Genomic DNA, 20,338 nt, shown 5'->3' on the forward strand with positions numbered 1-20,338 from the left:
AATTCTCAATTCTCAAAAGTGGGTGATTGGCGTTTGAAATTTATATTTTACCTTTTGATAATAATTATTATCTTACTTCTTGCTTATTTGCTTAAAAACAAAAATATCCTTATTACTATAGTATGCTCCCTACTTATTCTACAAATATTGGCTGCACCAAAAGTATGTATAGACGCTGCAATTTCTGGAGCCTTACTTTTTTTCTATAAGGTATTTCCCTCCTTATTTTCATTTTTAGTGGTGTCTAATATAATACTAGCTTATGATGGAGTTTACATATATTCTAAAGTCTTAGGGAGTGCTATATGCAAGCCTTTTAGACTTCCGAAAAGCTGTAGCTTTGTTCTAATCATCAGCGTTTTATGTGGGTATCCATTAGGAGCAAAATATGCCTGTGATCTATACGAGAGAAATATAATAGACCTAACAACTTGCGAACGGCTGCTTAATATAGCCTCAAATGCAAGTCCTTTATTTATGTTAGGTTCCGTAGGTATATCCATGTTAAAGAGTTCTCATATAGGCTATATATTACTTCTATCAAATCTACTATCATGTATTGTGATGGGGCTCATTCTTCCTTCTAAAAAGGTAAGTAAAAAAGATATTCATGTAAAAAACCATACCTTAATGGATATGAATATTGGAAATGTGCTTAAAAATAGTGTTGAGAATTCAATTAAGACTTGTTTATCTATAGGCGGCTTTGTTACTGCTTATTCAGTTGTAAACAGTATGATAAAAATAAATTATCTATTTAGCTTTATATCAACTCAAATTTCGAATATATTTCATATTTCTAAGGATATAGTTGAAGGCCTCATACTAGGCTTAATTGAGATGACTAATGGTTGTAGCTTAATTTCATCTTCTAATGCACCTATACTTGTAAAAATAGCTGTTGTAAGTTTTCTTTTTACTTTTAGTGGTCTATCCATAATTTCTCAAGTTTATTCTTTTACTTATAAGCTTGATATATCCATGAAAAAATATACTGTTAGGAAGATTGCTCAAGGGCTTCTATGTTCGTTAATCAGCGTATTATTGTATAATCTCTCTTCTATGCATTTAGTAAAGACGACATTTGCATACAACTATATTCAAATCAATAATATGAATAGCATTTTTTTAACAACTTTGATTATCGTAATTTTACCTTGGATACTTTTTAGGGTAAAAGTGTTACTTCAGTCTACCAGATAATAAACTATTACTTTAAACTAAATAAATGGTTAACTTAATAAAAAGCACTATCAATATTGATAGTGCTTTTTATTAAGTATGAAAGTTCATTAATAACGCCCTAAATAGGAGTACATTTTTTTAAATCCTTACTAAATGTGTTAATCAACTATGAAACCTTTGTTAACTTTACCTATTTTATAATATTAGCGAATAAGCTTTAAAAAATATTAACTTTACTTCATATCTCTTAATTCTTTAATATTTTGTTTAATTTGATCTGCCCTTAAATCAATATTAGACTCTAAATGAATCACAAACTCCTGCATGTCATTTTTAAGTTCTGAAAGCATTAATTTGCTTTTGTCTGCTATTTCCTTATCTAGTTGATTTAAGATCTCGTTAGCATAATCTCTAGCCCCTAACCTAATGTCTTTTGCATTTCGTTGAGCAGAAGCTATTATTTCTTCAGCCCTCATATTAGCCTCTTTTGTTATATCGTGATTTTCAATTTGCCTTTTCAAAAGACTTAAACTTTCCTTTTTTAAATTTTCAGCTTCCTGAATGGCTTCACTCAAAATTCTTTCCTTTTCTTCTACTACCCATTGAGCCTTTTTCATTTCGTCAGGAAGATATGTTATAATCTTTTCAACTATTTCTAATGTTTCTTTTTTATCTATTACAACCTTTGCCGTCATCGGAACTTTCGAAGATGTTTCTATAATTTCTCTTAGATATTCTAGTAGTTTAATAGCATCCATAGCATTTCCCCCTAAAGGCTATTAACCTTTTTAATAATATCAGGTATTACCTCATCTGGAACTAAGTCCTTAATACATCCCCCAAACATAGCGACTTGTTTAACAGAAGAAGAACTCAAATAAGAATTTTTAGCACTAGTCATCATAAATACAGTTTCCACATCAGGATCTAATTTCTTGTTCATTAGTGACATTTGAAGTTCATATTCAAAATCGGCTACTGCTCTAAGTCCTTTTAATATAACCTTTGCATTTTGTTGTTTCATAAAATCAATCAAGAGTCCACTGAAACTTTGCACCTTTATATTGGGAAGTTTCTTGGTGACTTTCTGAATTAACTCAACTCTTTCTTCAATGGAAAAAAGTCCTTTTTTTTCAGGATTTATAAGGACTGCTACTATCACTTCATCAAATATCCTAGAAGCCCTCTCTATTATATCTAGGTGACCATTAGTTACAGGGTCAAAGCTTCCTGGATATACAGCTTTTCTCATTGTAACTACTCCTCCCTATACTTGTAAAAACACACAGTTGTGTTGCCATATCTTCTATGATCCAAAAGAATTATTTCATCTGTACCTTCATATAATTCTTCTTGAGAATCAATTTTAGTTACGATAATGCCATCTCTATCTAGCAAACCTTCTTTTTCCACAATTTCAACAGCTGGTGGAATCATATTTTTTAAGTATGGGGGGTCAAGGAATATTATATCAAAAACCAATTTTCTCCTTCCGAACTCCTCAAGTGCTTTATAGGAATCCATATTAAAACACTTACATATTTCTCCGAACTTTAGGTTTTCAATATTTTTAGCTAAGAAAGGAAATGTTTCCGGACTTTTATCCACTAGATAACACTCCTTTGCTCCTCTGCTTGCTGCTTCTAATCCTAAACTTCCTGTACCTGCAAAAACATCAACAACTCTTGAATCGTATAATCTATTTTGTATAATACTAAACATCGATTCTTTAATTCTATCTAAAGTAGGCCTCGTAGTACCCATCCCGATTGGTGACAGAAGTTTTCTTCCTTTAGCAAGACCTGCAATAATTCTCATAATTTTTCCTCCTTGCATTCCTTATTAGCAAATATTCATTTAATAATATTTACAGTTCTGATATTCTTAATTTAAATCACAATAATTATTTCTTCTTATAATTTAAAAAATTATTACTAATATCGACATTATACCTCTATATAATATTGACATTCATACCATATTTCTATATTATAGTCATTTTTCCTTAATATTTTAACATATATATCTTTATTATACAAAGTTATTTTATTCATAAAGATTATAGAAGAATCATTTAGTTGAAACAAATAAGTCTTGAACTTAATTCAATCTTTTTCATGATTTCCTCTTTTACTTTTATATCTTTATCTTCTGTACTTTCTATAAGGCTTTTCGCTTCCCTATTTGCAAACTTTAACAATTCCATATCTTCAACCACATCTGACAATATCAATCCATTTTCACCATGTTGTCTAACACCAAACACCTCACCAGCCCCTCTAATTTTCAAATCTTGTTCAGCAATAAAAAACCCATCATTACTACTTGTCATTATCTCCATTCTTCTTCTTATTATATCGTTCTTAACTTCTGCTATTAAAATACAGTAAGACTTATGAGCCCCCCTTCCAACTCTACCTCTTAATTGGTGAAGCTGGGCTAATCCAAATCTCTCAGCATTTTCGATTATCATAAGAGTGGCATTAGGGACATTTATTCCTACTTCTATTACTGTTGTAGAAACTATTACTTTTGTTTCACCGCTTTTAAACCTATTCATAATTTCATCCTTAAGTTTTGGAGCCATTTTCCCATGCAGTATTTCAATAGATATATCCTTAAAGTATTTTTCTTTTAATTCAGTGTGCAGATTTTCTACTGAGCTAAGTTTTAGCTCTTCATTTTCTTCAACCAAAGGACAAACCACATAAACTTGTCTTCCCTTTTTTATTTCATCTAGTGCAAATTTATAAGCTTTATCTTTCCCTGATTTACTCATATAATGAGTTTCAATTTTCTGTCTTCCTGGTGGAAGTTCATCTATTATGGATACATCTAAATCACCATAAAGATATAAACTTAAGGTTCTTGGTATTGGAGTTGCTGTCATAACAAGAGTGTCTACATTTTTCCCCTTATTACTTATCTTACTTCTCTGAGCAACCCCAAATCTGTGCTGCTCATCAGTAACAACCATTCCCAGATTCTTAAATTGAACATCTTCTTCAATAAGAGCATGAGTGCCTATTACTAAGTCTATTTCACCTTCTCTCAAAGCTCTTTTTATTTCTTCCTTATTTTTTTGAGTAGTGCTTCCACTTAACAGTTTAATAGTAATACCAAATTCTTTTAGAAGCTTTTCTGCCTCTAAATAATGCTGAGCGGCTAATATTTCTGTCGGTGCCATCAACACCCCTTGGTATCCATTCTTAATCACATTAAATATAGCTATAAGCGCTACAACCGTTTTCCCGCTACCTACATCTCCTTGAACTAGTCTATTCATAGGTGATTCTTTCTTTTGATCCATTAGAATCTCTCTCACTACCCTACTTTGAGCCTTTGTTAAGCTATAAGGAAGCTTTTCCTTCAATGTTTTAAGCTCCTCATCCATCTTAAAGGCAATTCCATTTTTATTATTATTGAAATAGTCCCTAAGCATCAATATTTTTAATGAATATGTAAAAAGTTCTTGAAACTTAAGTCTCTTACTCGCCTCATAAAGCTCCTGTGAGTTTTGTGGATTGTGTATCACTCTTATCGCTCTATCTAAACTACATAATTTATGCTTATCTAAAAGCCACTTTGGTAGATTTTCTTCGATAATAACATCTTGGAGTACTTGATTAATTAATTTTACTACTAAGTTATTAGTAACTCCTGACTTTAAGGGATATTTAGGTATTATTTTTTCTTCAGTTGAAACATTAACATTATCCTTTACTAGAGAAGGATTAGTAATAGTAAGCTCTCCCCTAAATTCCTGTAATTTCCCCATTATAGTATATTCATTATTTATTCTAAATGAATTTTTTACATAAGGTTGATTAAACCACTTTCCTTTAAATGTATTATTACCATCATTAAAAACTATAGTAGTAAGCACTTTTCCTGTTTTAGTCTTTATATCTCTTTCTATGCCTACCACTTTGCATTTAATTATAATCTTACCGAAATTTTTAGTTCCCGGTAAAGTATTGCAAGCCGAAATCATTTCGTAATCTCTCGGGAAGTATAATAATAAATCTAATATATTAAAAATGCAGCATTTCTCTAAAGCCTCTGCTGTCTTTGGCCCTACGCCCTTTACACCCCTTATACTGCTATATATGTCCATTTAATCACCTCGTATAATAATATACAACACATTAGTTCGGTTTTGCAACAACCCTAAATATCTATGATAAAAGTTTTACCATAAAATAAAAAAAGCCTAATAGGCTTTTTTATTCAACAGAAACTATGAAATAATATAAAGGCTGCTCTCCATTATAGAACTGCACATCTGTATTTGGATACTTATCCTCAAGTTTAGCTACAAAATTCTGCACCTTTTCTTCTTCACAATCTTTACCATAAAATATTGTAACCAATTCGCTGTCTTCATTTGCCATATAATCAATAATATTCTCACATACAGCAAACATATCATTGCCAACCTCTTGTATTTTACCTTCTACAAGACCAAGAATATCTCCTTCTTTTATATTATTACCATCCATTTCAGTATCTCTTACAGCATATGTTACTGAGCCACTGCTTACAGTACTTATTCCATGTTCCATAGTTTGTATATTATGTTCTAACTCTAAATCTGGATTAAACACAGTTACTGCAGTAATTCCCTGAGGTATCGTCTTCGTAGCTATTACCTTTACGTTTTTATCTGATAACTCAGCTGCTTGATTTGCTGCCATAATTATATTTTTGTTATTTGGAAGCACAAATATATTCTCTGCATTTATTTTATTTATACACTCTAATATATCTTGAGTGCTTGGATTCATCGTCTGTCCGCCCTCAATTACAAAATCTACACCTAGATCTTCAAATATATTCTTTATTCCATCTCCCATGGCTACTGAAATAAAGGCATATTTCTTTAATTCATCATTTGATTTGAAACTTTCCTGTGAATTTTCATTTTCCTCTGTTTTAACTGATGAATATGCGGTGTCATCCATATTCAATACATGTCTATGCTGTTCTCTCATATTATCAATTTTTATTTTTGAAAGTTCACCAAGCTTTATTGCTTGTGATAGAACTGAGCCTGGATCATCTGTATGAATGTGAACTTTTATAATATCTTCATCGCTTACAACCACCATGGAATCACCCATAGTTTCTAGCTTAAGCTTAAACTTATTTATATCATGACTGCTTGAGCGGATAAAGAATTCGGTACAGTAACCATAGGTTATATTTTGTTCCCCTAAAGTTTTAGCAGCTGATTGTACTAAGGTGTCTTTAATTTCCTTTATTTCTACTGCTTTTATATCATCCTTTAATGCTTCATACATGCCTTGCAGTATAATAAAAAGCCCCATTCCACCAGCATCTACTACCTTTGCCTTTTTTAGTACAGGAAGCATATCTGGAGTTTTATTCAATACTATCTTGCTATACTCACATACCTCTTCTAAAAGTTTAACAACATCTGTCTGCTTTGATTTAATTGCACTTTCTCCCGCTGCTCTTACAATAGTTAGTATAGTACCTTCTGTTGGTCTCATTACAGCTTTGTAAGCCGATTTTGAACCCTCCATTATGCTACCCGCAAGTTCTAAAGAGTCAACTTCTTTCTTGCCTTCTAATCCTTTTGATATTCCTCTAAAGATCTGTGAAAGTATTACTCCGGAGTTACCCCTTGCTCCCATAAGAGCACCTTTAGCCAACTTTCTTGCAATTTCCCCAATCGTTGCTTCCTGCATACCCTCAATTTCAGATACTGCCGTTCTAAATGTCATAGACATATTAGTTCCCGTGTCTCCATCTGGAACTGGAAAAACATTCAATGAGTTTACATACTCCTTCTGTTCTTCTAGTTTATTGCTGGCATTTACAATCATGTTGTAAAAATTATGCCCACCTATCTTTAAGTATTCCATTTTTTTGTATTACCTCCCTAGACTCTAACACCTTGAACGTTTACTGTGATGCTTGAAACCTTAAGTCCTGTATAGTTTTCTACATTATATCTTATTTTTTGGATTATATTATTTGCAATAACAGATATCTTTGTTCCATATTCTACCATTATATATATTTCTATAAATAGCTCATTATCTTTAGAACGAACCTTTACACCTTTACTTAAGCTCTCGCCTTTTATTAATTCCCATAATCCGTCTTTGGCGTTTTTAGATGCCATTCCCACAACACCATAACACTCCATAGTTGAAACACCTACAATATTAGCAACTACTTCCTCCGAAAAATTAATATTACCATTTTCATTGGTGATATTACCTATCATTTGAAACCCTCCTTATAATGAACACCATATAACATATTTTATATTAAATAACCCATTAATTCAAGGAAATATATTATTTATAATGTTATTTTTGCTATTTTATTTCATTTATATACTTGCGCGAATTATGTATTCTGTGGTAAAATAATAAATGTTTGAATTGAGAAGATATTATCTTCACAATTTGGTAAGGAGGTGTTTTTAGTGTCAAGAAAGTGCGAAGTATGTAATAAAGGTGTTGTATTTGGCGTTCAATACAGCCACTCACACCGTCAATCAAAAAGAACATGGGCTCCAAACTTAAGAAAAGTTAAGGCTATAGTTGAAGGAACACCTAAAACTATACACGTTTGTACAAGATGCCTACGTTCCGGTAAGGTTCAACGTGCTATATAATAAAAAGAAATAAAAAATGCAGTTGCCAAACAATTGCATTTTTATTTCTTTTTATGCTTGATAATCCACAGCTATTTAGATTAATAGCTGTGGATTATTTTCTTTTATATGTTACTTCTTTTTCCTGAACAATTTTATAAAAGAAGATAAGAATCCTGGAAGCTTAAAGGCAATAATTTTCATTGTAGTCCCCCCTTTATTTATTATGTCCTATTAAATACCATCCGCAATAGATCAATGCTCCGCCTACAGTTATTATCCATCCCCATACAGGGATAATAACCGTTATTACTATTCCTACCCCAATAGATGCAGTCATTAGTCCAAACCTTCTTGCTCTTCTTTTACTGCCTCGCCTTGACACATTATTATCCCCCAAAATTGCTTTATAATATTATATGATTCATCCTCCAATTATGTTACAAAAAAGTGAAGTCAGATAGAAAGATTTCTAAGATTTAGACTAAGCCCCAGAAATCGTTACCCAGATGCGTACCTACTCGCCACGTACGCTTTGTGAGAAAACAATGGACTCCAATCTCTGATTTGGCAGGAATCACTTTCACAGAGTGAATTGGAGTATTAGAACAGGTAAGCATCGGATAAATTATTATCTGACTTCACCTACTATATTATCTAAACATCTGATTCCATGTTAAATCTCCAACTATTCCATCAGGGGTGAGACCATTTGAAGATTGAAATCTTTGTACTTTTACTTTCGTATCATTACCAAATATACCGTCTATAGCAGCTCCCACACGCCATTGTATCCATCTTACTGCGTAACCTTTACTACCATTTTTAGAAAGTGGTTTCGCAAGTATAGCATTTATTGCACTCCATGTATTAGCTCCGGCGATACTATCTTCAGTAATTCCCATAAGCCTCTGAAATTTCTTAACCGTCTGTATTGTAGCCAGTCCGTATATTCCATCTACATCGAGTCCTGCATTGATTAATCCATTAAGCTTTATTTGAAGATTTTTTATATTGGGATCTACAGATTTAGATGAAGTTTGTGAGTTGTTTTCATCTACCGTACTAGTAGAAGCTGGCTTTTGTGAATTTTGTTCCGTACTTACTCCAGCTATTGTTTGACCTGCTATACCTGCGACTATAGCATTTGCCATATCTTCAGCATTAAACCTATTCATATCCTCTTGTGAATCTACAAAACATCCTTCTACCAGAATAGCGGGCATAGTAGTGTGATTAAGCACATATAACCTTGATCCATCCACACCTTGAACTTTTACTCCTCTATTTCTAAAACCTAACTTAACTATATTATTAAGAATTTGTTCAGCAACTTTTCTACTTCTCTCACTTCCAATCCATACCTCTGTTCCTTTTCCTCCTCCGGCATTCTCATGTAGACTAACATACAACTGAACCTCCGAACTATTAGCTTTATTAACCCTTTGCCAAAGGCTATCTGAAACACTGGAACAAGTTGTAGGTGTTACAACAATCACTGTATGTCCTAATGCTTGAAGCTTTGATATAACTCTTTTTCCTACCTCCATAACCATAATGTTTTCATTTCCGATTTCGATTGCTCCTGAATCTGGATAGCAATTATGTCCTATATCTATAGCTATTTTCATATTACTAACCTCCTTCCCTCTAAAATTATAATATGAATGTCTTTATATTTAGTGAATATCTTTATTGACATATACTCTAACTCCACTAACCTTTGGTAAAAACTTCAGTTTATTTAAAACAAAAAGAGCTTTTCAGCTCTCTTATGCAATGAATCTCTATTAAACTTCCGGAAGACCTCTAACTGGTTTTCTCATATTAGGATCAACATCATGAGTGATTGGGTTCGAAGTTTTAGAATTGCTAGTTTTATTATCATTTCTCTTTTTTCTTGCAGCCTTATTCACCATATTAATCACCTCTTTTCACACTATATTTTTCACCATATTGATAATTTCATTCTTCTTATAAGTTAAATTTATCTGGTGTTATTTGTAAAAATACATTTATAAAATTTAACCCCATACTTTTTAAAAAGTACGGGGTTTTAAAAAAATTAAATAAATTCATATTAGTTAATACCTTGACTATGCTTTGCATCCGCATAATTATAGTCTGTACATTGAATACACTTCCACAATCCTTTACTATATGCCATTTGACCACCACAGAGAATGCACCTATTTTCATTTTTTAGTATATCTCTCAATTGATCTGCTTTATTTGTGTTTCCATCATTTTCTAAATCATTTGCATATTCTGCAATCCTCTTATAATAATTAAACATTTCAATATCCCCCCACAAAATCCCCTTGTTAATATTAATGATAAAATCATTACTCCATTTGATTCTTCAAATTACTTTTGTAAACGTTATCTTGCATGTATGTAGTATACCACATACTTATTAAACAGTAAAATAATAAAATATTAGTTATAAAGCTAACTGATTTTAACTATCCACTATTATAATATGACAATAATATAAATTTGGTGCATAAAATTAATTAACTTAACATAAATGTAAAAGATATTAAGATTTGTTAATAATTACAATTCTTAATATCTTCTTATTTACAATTTTCTGCTGGTTACTTATTAAGTAAGGTAGCTTCCTAAATTACATTATAACAGCTAGATATTCTCATATAATCATTAGTCTCTAGTATAAAATATTAGTACTACTCCACTTTTAAAATTAATTTCTACATCACTATCTAAAAATTCATTTGAAATTGTACGTGGGTCTCCTAACGTTAGATCATAATTATCCAACCTATACTTTGCTCCTATTATATTTACAGAGTGAACTATTTCACTGTAAGCCTGTAGTGAAAAAGTATCTCCTTTTTTACCCTTAACTCTTATTGATTTATCTGTTATATATATATGGTTATATTCATCTTTTATTGATGCTTTTATATTCATATGCAAACATCTTAAAAGCATTCCTACATTACCCATTAAGTGATCTATTCTTGTACCAGTGCATCCCAATAGCACTATTTCAGTTGCCCCAAGTTCTACTGCTTTATTCAAAACAAGTTCCGTATCAGTAAAGTCTTTATCCTGCGGATATGTTTCGATAGAACACCTTTTTTCAGCTTTAAAAAAGTGTAGTGCTTCTGAACTTATTGAATCAAAGTCTCCCATTATGTAATCAGGTACTATATTATATTTATATAGACAGTTTCCCCCACTATCTGCACAAATTAAAAATGCACTATCCTCTAATTCCTCTTTTACTAAATCATAAGACGGAGGAGTACCACCGGATACAATTACTATTTTCATGTTAGATTTCCCTTCTTAACTCCTCAATATTTTCTTGTATTCTTCCGTCCTTAAAAACTGCTGATCCAGCAACAATTACATTTGCACCGCACTCCACTACCTCTTTTATATTATCTTTCCCTACTCCACCATCTACTTGAATAAGAAGATTTTTATTTAATTCATCACTAAGTTTTTTTACTTCTTTTATCTTTTCAGAGCAATAGTTAATATATTTCTGTCCACCGAATCCAGGATTTACAGACATAATTAAAACCATATCTAAGTTTGGTATTAAATGCTTTATGCTCTCCACATTAGTAGCAGGGTTTAAAGCTATAGCAGCTTTAACTCCAAAACTTTTAATGTAATTTATAGTCCTATCTATATGTCTATCCGCCTCATAATGTACAGTAATAATATCGGCTCCAGCTTTTACAAAACCTTCTATGTATCTTGATGGTTCTTCTATCATCAGATGAACATCGAAAACTAAATTTGTTATTTTTCTTATGCTTTTTATTATAGGCAATCCAAAAGATATATTTGGTACAAACATCCCATCCATAACATCAATATGTATAAAATCTGCACCGTATTTTTCTAAGTTCTTAACCTCTTCTCCTAATTTACAAAAATCTGCTGACAATATTGATGGTGCTATTCTTATCATAATTTGACTCCTCCTTAATTTAATCATCACATTATAAACAGAATTCTTGGCATCATACGGAGTTTTAACTCAATCTGATGCTTAGAACTTGTTATCCTAAAACACATCCACTCTTTACCTTTACTTTAAATTAGTAGATGTAAAGAGCTACTAGTAATCGGATAAAAACATGATGACCATTATATAATTTTTATTTCCATTTATTATTTTCGTTAATAATAATTTCCTCTAAAGTCTTTACATAGAATTCATATCGTTTTGAGTTTATGTTTCCATCTTCTACAGCCTTTTTCACACTGCACTGAGGCTCCTTATTATGAAGACATCCCCTAAACTTGCACGTATCTATATACTCATCAAATTCAGGAAAACAATGCTGAAGCTCCTCTTTGGATATAAAATCGATATCAAAAGAAGAAAATCCAGGAGTATCCACTACAAATCCATCACCTACGTCAATAAGTTCGCTATGTCTAGTAGTATGTTTTCCTCTCTTTAATTTTTCACTAATTTCTCCTGTTTCCATAAGCTCTCTTCCAGCAATTGAATTTAGTATTGTTGACTTCCCAACCCCTGATGGTCCACAAAATACTGTAACATTGTTTTTAAGCTTTTCTTTAATCAACTCAATTCCGCAACCTTCTTTAGCTTTTAGAAACAATATTTCATAGCCTGATGTTCTAATAATATCTACAATTTCACTTTTCTCTTCCTCAGAAACCAAATCTAGTTTATTAAAACACACTATAGCCTTAAGATTATTAAATTCACAGTTTATTAAAAACTTATTAAGCAAATCCAAATTTACATCAGGATTCCTTAAAGCAAACACAACTAAAGCTTGAGTAACGTTTGCAACTGCCGGTCTAATCATCTTGTTAATTCTTGGATAAATCTTATCAACTGTACCTTTTCCGTTCTTTACTGTAATCTCTACCTTGTCACCTACCATAGGCGTAAGTTCATCAAGTCTAAACTTTCCTCTTGCTTTACACTCAATAATTCCTTCATCTGTCTTTATATAATAAAATCCAGCGATACCTTTTATTATTGTTCCTTGCATATTTCCTCCTTACTACTACCAAATTTCGTATAATGTCAAATACATAAAAATTTTAAAACTTACTAATTTATACTTATTATGATTTGCAATATATGTACTATAATTCATTATAATTTTAAAATTTCAGGTGAGTAAAACTTCACCTGAAATTTTAAGAAAATAGTATTAAATTCATTATTGTCCGCTAGTTGTTTTCTGAGTTGTATTATTAGCTTCTCCACTGGTTTGCTGTTTATCACCACTAGTAGTGCCTGTGCCACTTGTTGTACCTGCATCTGTACCTGTGCTATTTTGTCCTTTACCAGCCTGTTCGTTGCCTTTTCCTGTATTATCAGTATTGTTCTCTTCTGTATTCTTTCCATTACCCTCTTGGTTTTCTGGAACATCTGGCTTTTTCACCGGCTCAGTAAATTTATAATAACTCAATGAAATTGTTGTTCCTTCTTTAACTTGCTGTCCTGCTGCAATGCTTTGTACAGTTACCTTACCATCTAACGCTTTATCAGTGGTATTGACAGGATTCTTTGCTACTTTTAATCCAGCTCCAGACATTACTGCTGATGCTTCATCTATATTTTTTCCACTAATGTCTGGTACATTTACATATTTAACCTCTGGTCCCTTACTTATCACCAAGCTAACCTTTGTATCTGCATCTGCATTTGCATCTGGTTCAGGACTCTGGCTTATTACAGAGTTTATTGAAACAGTATCGCTATACTTATATGATACATTTCCAAGCTTTAATTCTCCTCTAACTATCATATCCTTAGCTGATTCTAAATCTACCCCTATCAGATTAGGAACTCCTAACTTATCCTGTCCGCCACTTATGCTAACTCTAACCTCTGAGTTAATTTTTACTTTTGTTCCTTCTACTGGATAAGTCCTTAGAACAGTACCTTCTGGCTTATCACTTTTTTCTTTACCGATGGATACAAATTTTAGTTTTTTTTCTTCTACTAGCGCCTTCGCATCTTCTTGTTTCATCCCCACTATGCTAGGTACCGTGGTTTCTCCTCCACTTCCCCCTACCATTCTATTGTAGGCAAAATATCCTGAAACTGAACCTATTACTATTATAAGTACGGCAATAGCTATTCCCATTATGGTATTTCTCTTTTTTGAATCAATACCCTTTCCATTTCTTCTAGGTTCTTCCTTGTCTTCTGAATCATACTTTGTGTAATTATCATCAACTACCACTGGGTCCATTATTCTAGTCATATCATCATCAAAGTCACTAGTTGCTATCTTAAATGCTTGATTATTTTCTATCTTCTTTAGGTCCATAAGCATATCTTTTATAGTTTGATACCTTTTAATAGGCTCTTTTTCCACTGCCTTTAGTATAAGTTTATTTACACTTTCTGGAATACTCCCATTTAGTTGTTTTGGAGGTACTACAGGTTCTTGTATATGCTTTAGTGCCACTGAAACTGGACTTTCAGCATCATAAGGTACTCTACCTGTTACCATTTCGTATATTACTATACCTAAGGAATATATGTCAGTTCTACAGTCAACGAAACTTCCTTTTGCTTGCTCTGGTGAAAAATAGTGAGCTGATCCCATTACCTTACTTGAATTTGTTATAGTTACAGAATTAGACGCTTTTGCTATACCGAAATCCGTCACCTTAATCAATCCCTCATCTGTTACAAGTATGTTATGAGGCTTTATATCCCTGTGTATAATATTATTCTTATGTGCACACTCAAGAGCTTTTGCTATTTGAATTGCAAATTTTACTGCATTACCTGTGCTTAATTTGCCTTCTTCTCTTATTAATTGTTTTAAGGTTTTCCCCCTAACATATTCCATTACTATATAGTTAATATCTCCTTGAGTTCCTACATCATAAATATTTACTATATTGTTATCTGAAAGGCTAGCTGCGGCGGTAGCTTCTCTTTGAAATTTTTCAACAAATTCTTTGTCATCAGTATATTGCTCTTTTAGTACTTTCACGGCAACATAACGGTTCAATAAATGACATTTAGCTTTATATACTAAAGCCATCCCCCCTTCTCCGATCCTCTCTAAAAGCTCATACCTATTTCCTAGCATAGTTCCTATCATCATTACACTCTCCTTCAAATACAATAACTGAGATATTATCCCTACCACCTTTTATTTTACTGAGCTCTACCAATCTTCTACATGCATCATCGTTATTATTATTTAGCATTATATCATACATTTCACTTACACTTACTCCATTAGATAAACCATCAGTGCATAATATAACTTTTTTAACATCTGATAAATCAACCTTAAATGTATCTATTTCTACAGAAAGATTTGTACCTAACGCTCTAGTAATAATGTTCCTATTTGGATGAATAGCTGCCTCTTCTTCAGTTATGCTACCTTCATCAATTAATTGTTGCACAAGAGAATGGTCTTTTGTTACTTTTGTTATACCGTTATATTTCATAATGTAACAACTACTGTCACCAACATTCGCTACTACCATTTCCTTTTCCTTTACCAAACTAGCTGTTATAGTTGTCCCCATTCCTCCTAAACTTTCGCTACTTTTAGCTAATTCAAAGATTTTACTATTAGCATCCTTTATGCTTACATTTAAAGTAGCTTCCAAATCTGAAATATCCTTTAGGGACTTTATACGGGAGATGGTAGTCTCTACCGCCAACTTACTAGCAACCTCTCCTGCATTATGTCCTCCCATTCCATCTGCTACAACATAGATTCGAAAAGTATCATTTTCATAAAAATCCACAAAGTCCTCATTGATTTTTCTAACATTTCCTATATCTGATAGGATCCCCACCATTTTCTACACCCCTTCTGAATCATTTCTTGATTTTAAATAACTTCTTCTTAATTGCCCACAAGCAGCGCTTATATCTGAACCCATCTCTCTTCTTATAGTGGTCTCTATACCATTTTCAGTTAAAATATTATGAAATCTTTTTATGTTATCGCCAGATGATTTTTTAAAATTATTCTCTTTTACTTCGTTTACTGGTATTAAATTAACATGACACAACATACCTTTTAATAACTTTATTAATTCTAATGCATGTTCCTTGCTATCATTTACATCTCGCACTAAAGCATATTCAAATGTTATTCTTCTTTTAGTTTTATCTATATAATACTTACATGCTTCAATCACTTCACTAATGGAATACTTATAAGCTATAGGCATCATGGTTTTTCTAAGTTCATCATTTGGAGCATGAAGAGAAATTGCCAACGTAATTTGAAGATTTTTATCTGCTAATTCTTTTATTTTTGGGACTATCCCGCAAGTTGATAAAGTTATGTGTCTCTGCCCTATATTAACACTATACTCAGCATTTATTAAACTTAAAAATTCCATTACATTGTCATAGTTATCTAGTGGTTCACCACTACCCATCAATACTATATTTGATATTCTTTCCCCAATTTCTTGTTGTGCTTTTAAAACCTGAGCCACTATTTCTCCACTTGTTAAGTTCCTTACCATCCCACCTAGTGTAGACGCGCAAAATTTACATCCCATTTTACAACCTATCTGTGTAGAAACACAGATAGAATTCCCATGATTATACTTCATCACTACAGATTCAATAATGTTTCCATCTCTATATTTAAAAAGAAACTTAAAGGTATTATCTAGGTTTGATTTAAATACTTCCACAACTTCTGGTATCTCTATATAAAATGACTTTTTAAGTTTTTCTCTTGTACTTTTGGGAATGTTATTCATATTCTCGAAATCCCAAGTACTTTTTTTGTATATCCAATCAAAAACTTGTTTTCCCCTAAACTCACTTTCTTTGTTTTCCTTCATCCATAACTTTAGTTTTTCAAGACTTAAATCTAAGATATTGTTCATCTATTCCACCTACCCGTGCTTTATCATTTTTGCTATAAAAAATCCATCCATATTTTTATTCGGAAGAATAGTTACAACTCCTTCTTTATGGTAAATTAAATTATCTAAATTTCCAAAATAAAGAGGTTCAACTTTAAAATCTGGACATTTCTTTAAAAACCACCTTATGTTTTCTTCATTTTCATCTTTACTTAATGTACAAGTAGAATAAATAAGTTTTCCACCCTTTTTAACATACTTAGCGGCATTTAACATAATATCTCTTTGAATCTTAACTAACCCTTTTATAGACTCTCTATCTTTAGTCCATTTAATTTCCGGCTTTTTTCTTATTATTCCAATACCTGAACAAGGCACATCTATAAGAACTCTATCAGCTATTTCTTTATAGTTGCCTGAGTATCTTGCAGCGTCTAGCACACTACACTTAACATTTTTTATGCCTAACCTATCGGAATTATCTTTAATTAAAGACAACTTATTTTCATGAATATCAAAAGCCAATATCTTCCCAGTATTATTCATTATTTCTGCGGCATGACAAGCCTTTCCGCCTGGAGCACTACACAAATCTAATATTGTCATATTTTCTTCTAAATCCATTGAAGGTGCTACCATCATTGCACTTTCATCTTGAACGGTTATTAACCCATCCTTAAATAAAGGATTATCTTCTATATTTCTTCCTTTTATTATTTGGATTGCCTCTGGACAAACTTTTCCTTCTTCTATGTCATATCCAGCATCCATTAGACTCTTCCAAGCTTCTTCATAATCTATTCTTAAAGAATTCACCCTAACAGTAACAGCTGGAACCATATTTAATCCACTAAGAATTTTTTCAGCTTCATCTAAACTATAACTTTCTAGGAATAACTTAACCATCCATTTAGGAAATGAATACTTATAACTTAGTTCCTCAAGCTTACTATCTTTATTATAATAAATTATATCTTTGTTTCTTAAATAATTTCTTAAAACTCCGTTTACAAGCTTAGCAGCCTTAGGAGACTTCCTTTTAGTGAGTTCAACAGCTTCATTCACTACTGCAAACTCTGGAATCTTATCTAAATATAACATTTGGTATACAGATATTCTAAGTATATTTAGAATATCTACCTCTAGTTTTTGCAGATTACTCTTTATAAAATAATTTAATATAGTATCTATAGTATACTTATACTTTATTGTTCCATATACTATTTCTGTAACTAAACCTTTATCTTTATCATTTAATTCAGATTTATTCAGTTCCCTGCCTAATACTATATTTGAGTATGCATTTTTATTAAATACTTCACCCAGTATCTTTACTGCGGTTTTTCTCGCATTGTTCATTATATTACCTCATCTTTAAATTAATTTCCCCTAGGACATCTTAGATATAATATATTGACTAGTTGTTCTTTTGAAGATGCCTAATCATCACTTCTACTTATCAGTACTAATCTTACTAGTTGAGCTACAGCTGTCAGAGCTGCTGCAACATAAGTCATTGCTGCCGCACTTAATACTGATTTAGCTCCTCTTAGTTCATTTCCATAAAGTATCCCTTTGGATTCAAGTATTTTAAGAGCCCTATTTGATGCATTAAATTCAACTGGAAGGGTTACAATTTGAAAAACTACCGCTGCTGTAAAGAGAAGTATCCCTATACTAACAAGTCCTCTTAATCCAAAAACCATTCCAAGTAAAAATAGTACCCATGACGCACTAGAACCAAAGTTTGCAACTGGAACCATTGAATTTCTTATAACTAAAGGAGCATAACGCTCTTTATGTTGAATTGCATGACCTGTTTCATGTGCTGCAACTCCAATAGAAGCTACTGAATTTCCATAGTACACTTCTTGTGAAAGTCTCATGACTCTTCTAGTAGGATCATAATGGTCTGAAAGTCTACCAGGTGTCAGTTCTACAGGTATGTCATATAACCCATTACTATCTAGTAATATTCTTGCCACTTGTGCACCGGTATATCCACCACTACTTCCATATTTAGAATACTTTTCAAAAGTCGAGGATACCTTAAATTGAGCCCAAGCTGCAATAATTAGCGCTGGAATCAATATAATAAAACTACTATCGAAAAAAAACATAGCTATCCCTCCAATTGCAAACCGCTTATTATTTAAATCTACTCTCCAAGCACAATACCTTTTTTAATTTCGTGCCCCTTAATGTACTCACTAACAGCCATTGGTTTTCCTCCAGGAAACTGTACATTTTTTAATAATAGTATTCCATCTCCACAAGAAACTTTTATTCCTTCTTTAGATACATCTAATATAGTACCTGGATCCTGAGAAGATTTTTCATCCAAAGCTTTTGCTTCATATATCTTCATACTTTGTCCTTCGAATTGTGTATGAGCGATTGGCCATGGATTTAAGCCCCTTATTAAATTCTTTATTTTAATACAACTTAACTTCCAATCTATTTTTGCCATGTCTTTATCTAACATTTTAGCATAATCAGTAGGCGTTTCTCCCTGTTTTTCTCTTTGAATGCTACCATAATTTAATCCTCTCAGTGTTTTTACCAATAATTCTGCCCCATCCTCCATCAAAATATCATGAAGTTCTCCTGCAGTCATATCATCAGTAATTTGTACTCTGCTTTTTAAAAGCATATCCCCTGTATCTAGACCTATATCCATAAACATGGTTGTATTTCCGCTTTCCTTTTCTCCATTTATAATCGCCCAATTTACTGGAGCTGCTCCTCTATACTTAGGAAGTACCGAACCATGTACGTTGATACATCCAAACTTAGGAATATCTAATACTTCTTTTGTAAGTATTTGCCCATAGGCTACGACAACAATAAAATCTGGATTCATATCCTTCAATTGCTGCAGTGCTTCACTATCATTTTTCAATTTTTCAGGTTGAAATGTAGGAATATTATATTCTAGTGCTACTTCTTTAACAGGGGAAATAGATATTTTCTTTCCCCTTCCCTTAGGCCTATCTGGTTGAGTAAATACAGCCTTCACATTAAACTCTCTAATAAGACTTTTTAAAGAAGGCACCGCAAAATCAGGAGTACCCATAAATACTATATCCATACTTTATTTACCTCTCTCATTCTCTATTATTTTGTCAACAAATAATACACCATCTAAATGGTCTATTTCATGACAAAATGCTCTTGCAAGCAATCCTTCCCCTTCGAGAACTATTTCCTCACCCTTTTCATTTAATGCTTTTACTTTAACTCTATAAGGTCTTTCTACCTCACCTTGTTCACCTGGAACACTTAAACATCCCTCTGTATCTCTTTCACTACCTTCTGTTTCGATAATTTCTGGATTTATAAGCTTTATTATACCTTCACCAACATCTATTACTACAACCCTTTTAAGTATACCTACCTGTGGCGCTGCAAGTCCTACACCATCTGCAGCATACATTGTTTCTTCCATATCCTTAAGTAAGGTTACAATCCTCTCATCTATTACATCAACTTTTCTACTCTTCTTTCTGAGTAATTCATCTCCATATTTTCTTATAGTTCTTAACGCCATTATTATATACCTCCTGATGTTTTTAAATTATTAAAACTTCATTTTATCCAATAACTACTCGACCTCTTCCCCACATACTCTGTTAAGGAAAAGATTGCTTATGTTCTTGGATTCGTTTA

At 32.2% G+C, this 20,338-nt stretch carries 22 protein-coding genes; 2 read left to right on the top strand and 20 right to left on the bottom strand.

Annotated features, from left to right (window positions below):
* Positions 1-33 precede the first annotated feature (33 nt).
* The gene (gene ylbJ / locus AC0N0V_RS17140; RefSeq protein WP_474459604.1) at positions 34-1,203 is read left to right on the top strand and encodes a sporulation integral membrane protein YlbJ; all 1,170 of its coding nucleotides are present in this window, start codon (positions 34-36) and stop codon (positions 1,201-1,203) included.
* Between the two features lie 215 nt (positions 1,204-1,418).
* Here the strand turns inward: ylbJ and AC0N0V_RS17145 are convergent, their stop codons facing one another.
* From AC0N0V_RS17145 to AC0N0V_RS17170, 6 genes are all read right to left on the bottom strand, one after another.
* Complete coding sequence (locus tag AC0N0V_RS17145; RefSeq protein WP_474459606.1) at positions 1,419-1,943, bottom strand: ATPase; 525 nt, start codon at positions 1,941-1,943, stop codon at positions 1,419-1,421.
* Positions 1,944-1,954: 11 nt separating this feature from the next.
* Complete coding sequence (gene coaD / locus AC0N0V_RS17150) at positions 1,955-2,437, bottom strand: pantetheine-phosphate adenylyltransferase (RefSeq protein ID WP_474459608.1); 483 nt, start codon at positions 2,435-2,437, stop codon at positions 1,955-1,957.
* A 5-nt stretch (positions 2,438-2,442) separates the two neighbouring features.
* Positions 2,443-3,003, bottom strand: coding sequence for a 16S rRNA (guanine(966)-N(2))-methyltransferase RsmD (gene rsmD, locus AC0N0V_RS17155; protein ID WP_474459610.1), 561 nt, complete (start codon positions 3,001-3,003; stop codon positions 2,443-2,445).
* A 256-nt stretch (positions 3,004-3,259) separates the two neighbouring features.
* On the bottom strand, positions 3,260-5,302 hold the full coding sequence (recG, locus tag AC0N0V_RS17160) for an ATP-dependent DNA helicase RecG (protein WP_474459612.1): 2,043 nt from the start codon (positions 5,300-5,302) through the stop codon (positions 3,260-3,262).
* 109 nt (positions 5,303-5,411) lie between these two features.
* Positions 5,412-7,076, bottom strand: a complete 1,665-nt coding sequence (locus tag AC0N0V_RS17165) for a DAK2 domain-containing protein (protein ID WP_474459614.1) — start codon at positions 7,074-7,076, stop codon at positions 5,412-5,414.
* A 17-nt stretch (positions 7,077-7,093) separates the two neighbouring features.
* Entirely contained in the window at positions 7,094-7,444 is a 351-nt protein-coding gene (locus AC0N0V_RS17170) for an Asp23/Gls24 family envelope stress response protein (protein ID WP_474459616.1), read from the bottom strand.
* A 204-nt stretch (positions 7,445-7,648) separates the two neighbouring features.
* On the opposite strand from AC0N0V_RS17170, the gene rpmB reads away from it, so the two are divergent.
* Positions 7,649-7,840 carry a 50S ribosomal protein L28 gene (gene rpmB, locus AC0N0V_RS17175; RefSeq protein ID WP_474459618.1) on the top strand — a complete coding sequence of 64 codons (192 nt, stop codon included), beginning with the start codon at positions 7,649-7,651 and terminating at the stop codon, positions 7,838-7,840.
* 196 nt (positions 7,841-8,036) lie between these two features.
* Here rpmB and AC0N0V_RS17180 read toward each other — a convergent pair whose 3' ends face one another.
* From AC0N0V_RS17180 to def, 14 genes are all read right to left on the bottom strand, one after another.
* The gene (locus AC0N0V_RS17180) at positions 8,037-8,204 is read right to left on the bottom strand and encodes a hypothetical protein (protein WP_474464630.1); all 168 of its coding nucleotides are present in this window, start codon (positions 8,202-8,204) and stop codon (positions 8,037-8,039) included.
* Between the two features lie 268 nt (positions 8,205-8,472).
* The gene (locus tag AC0N0V_RS17185; RefSeq protein ID WP_474459620.1) at positions 8,473-9,450 is read right to left on the bottom strand and encodes an N-acetylmuramoyl-L-alanine amidase; all 978 of its coding nucleotides are present in this window, start codon (positions 9,448-9,450) and stop codon (positions 8,473-8,475) included.
* Positions 9,451-9,609: 159 nt separating this feature from the next.
* The gene (locus AC0N0V_RS17190; RefSeq protein ID WP_474459622.1) at positions 9,610-9,738 is read right to left on the bottom strand and encodes a hypothetical protein; all 129 of its coding nucleotides are present in this window, start codon (positions 9,736-9,738) and stop codon (positions 9,610-9,612) included.
* Positions 9,739-9,899: 161 nt separating this feature from the next.
* A complete protein-coding gene (locus AC0N0V_RS17195) occupies positions 9,900-10,115 on the bottom strand; it encodes a hypothetical protein (RefSeq protein WP_474459625.1) in 216 nt (71 codons plus the stop codon).
* 368 nt (positions 10,116-10,483) lie between these two features.
* Positions 10,484-11,122 carry a thiamine diphosphokinase gene (locus AC0N0V_RS17200; protein WP_474459627.1) on the bottom strand — a complete coding sequence of 213 codons (639 nt, stop codon included), beginning with the start codon at positions 11,120-11,122 and terminating at the stop codon, positions 10,484-10,486.
* 1 nt (position 11,123) lies between these two features.
* Entirely contained in the window at positions 11,124-11,774 is a 651-nt protein-coding gene (rpe, locus tag AC0N0V_RS17205; protein WP_474459629.1) for a ribulose-phosphate 3-epimerase, read from the bottom strand.
* A gap of 190 nt (positions 11,775-11,964) precedes the next feature.
* Positions 11,965-12,837 (bottom strand): ribosome small subunit-dependent GTPase A, encoded by an 873-nt coding sequence (rsgA, locus tag AC0N0V_RS17210; protein ID WP_474459631.1) that lies wholly within the window; start codon positions 12,835-12,837, stop codon positions 11,965-11,967.
* 174 nt (positions 12,838-13,011) lie between these two features.
* Complete coding sequence (gene pknB / locus AC0N0V_RS17215; protein WP_474464562.1) at positions 13,012-14,919, bottom strand: Stk1 family PASTA domain-containing Ser/Thr kinase; 1,908 nt, start codon at positions 14,917-14,919, stop codon at positions 13,012-13,014.
* Positions 14,894-15,637, bottom strand: coding sequence for a Stp1/IreP family PP2C-type Ser/Thr phosphatase (locus tag AC0N0V_RS17220; protein ID WP_474459633.1), 744 nt, complete (start codon positions 15,635-15,637; stop codon positions 14,894-14,896). The genes pknB and AC0N0V_RS17220 overlap by 26 nt, the downstream gene beginning before the upstream one ends.
* Before the next feature lie 3 nt (positions 15,638-15,640).
* Entirely contained in the window at positions 15,641-16,690 is a 1,050-nt protein-coding gene (gene rlmN / locus AC0N0V_RS17225) for a dual-specificity RNA methyltransferase RlmN (RefSeq protein ID WP_474459636.1), read from the bottom strand.
* 9 nt (positions 16,691-16,699) lie between these two features.
* Entirely contained in the window at positions 16,700-18,028 is a 1,329-nt protein-coding gene (rsmB, locus tag AC0N0V_RS17230; RefSeq protein WP_474459638.1) for a 16S rRNA (cytosine(967)-C(5))-methyltransferase RsmB, read from the bottom strand.
* 80 nt (positions 18,029-18,108) lie between these two features.
* Positions 18,109-18,789 (bottom strand): zinc metallopeptidase, encoded by a 681-nt coding sequence (locus tag AC0N0V_RS17235; RefSeq protein ID WP_474459640.1) that lies wholly within the window; start codon positions 18,787-18,789, stop codon positions 18,109-18,111.
* A gap of 38 nt (positions 18,790-18,827) precedes the next feature.
* On the bottom strand, positions 18,828-19,760 hold the full coding sequence (gene fmt / locus AC0N0V_RS17240; protein WP_474459642.1) for a methionyl-tRNA formyltransferase: 933 nt from the start codon (positions 19,758-19,760) through the stop codon (positions 18,828-18,830).
* 3 nt (positions 19,761-19,763) lie between these two features.
* A complete protein-coding gene (def, locus tag AC0N0V_RS17245; RefSeq protein ID WP_474459644.1) occupies positions 19,764-20,219 on the bottom strand; it encodes a peptide deformylase in 456 nt (151 codons plus the stop codon).
* Positions 20,220-20,338: the final 119 nt, after the last annotated feature.

This window comes from Clostridium sp. CS1-1 (genome assembly GCF_056135525.1).

Coding starts and splice junctions, on each gene's coding strand:
- rsmD (WP_474459610.1), bottom strand. CDS start 3,003: ATGAGAATTATTGCAGGTCTTGCTAAAGGAAGAAAACTTCTGTCACCA.
- AC0N0V_RS17235 (WP_474459640.1), bottom strand. CDS start 18,789: ATGTTTTTTTTCGATAGTAGTTTTATTATATTGATTCCAGCGCTAATT.
- recG (WP_474459612.1), bottom strand. CDS start 5,302: ATGGACATATATAGCAGTATAAGGGGTGTAAAGGGCGTAGGGCCAAAG.
- AC0N0V_RS17165 (WP_474459614.1), bottom strand. CDS start 7,076: ATGGAATACTTAAAGATAGGTGGGCATAATTTTTACAACATGATTGTA.
- AC0N0V_RS17145 (WP_474459606.1), bottom strand. CDS start 1,943: ATGGATGCTATTAAACTACTAGAATATCTAAGAGAAATTATAGAAACA.
- AC0N0V_RS17195 (WP_474459625.1), bottom strand. CDS start 10,115: ATGTTTAATTATTATAAGAGGATTGCAGAATATGCAAATGATTTAGAA.
- rsmB (WP_474459638.1), bottom strand. CDS start 18,028: ATGAACAATGCGAGAAAAACCGCAGTAAAGATACTGGGTGAAGTATTT.
- AC0N0V_RS17200 (WP_474459627.1), bottom strand. CDS start 11,122: ATGAAAATAGTAATTGTATCCGGTGGTACTCCTCCGTCTTATGATTTA.
- coaD (WP_474459608.1), bottom strand. CDS start 2,437: ATGAGAAAAGCTGTATATCCAGGAAGCTTTGACCCTGTAACTAATGGT.
- rlmN (WP_474459636.1), bottom strand. CDS start 16,690: ATGAACAATATCTTAGATTTAAGTCTTGAAAAACTAAAGTTATGGATG.
- rpe (WP_474459629.1), bottom strand. CDS start 11,774: ATGATAAGAATAGCACCATCAATATTGTCAGCAGATTTTTGTAAATTA.
- pknB (WP_474464562.1), bottom strand. CDS start 14,919: ATGATAGGAACTATGCTAGGAAATAGGTATGAGCTTTTAGAGAGGATC.
- AC0N0V_RS17170 (WP_474459616.1), bottom strand. CDS start 7,444: ATGATAGGTAATATCACCAATGAAAATGGTAATATTAATTTTTCGGAG.
- AC0N0V_RS17190 (WP_474459622.1), bottom strand. CDS start 9,738: ATGGTGAATAAGGCTGCAAGAAAAAAGAGAAATGATAATAAAACTAGC.
- fmt (WP_474459642.1), bottom strand. CDS start 19,760: ATGGATATAGTATTTATGGGTACTCCTGATTTTGCGGTGCCTTCTTTA.
- rsgA (WP_474459631.1), bottom strand. CDS start 12,837: ATGCAAGGAACAATAATAAAAGGTATCGCTGGATTTTATTATATAAAG.
- AC0N0V_RS17185 (WP_474459620.1), bottom strand. CDS start 9,450: ATGAAAATAGCTATAGATATAGGACATAATTGCTATCCAGATTCAGGA.
- AC0N0V_RS17220 (WP_474459633.1), bottom strand. CDS start 15,637: ATGGTGGGGATCCTATCAGATATAGGAAATGTTAGAAAAATCAATGAG.
- def (WP_474459644.1), bottom strand. CDS start 20,219: ATGGCGTTAAGAACTATAAGAAAATATGGAGATGAATTACTCAGAAAG.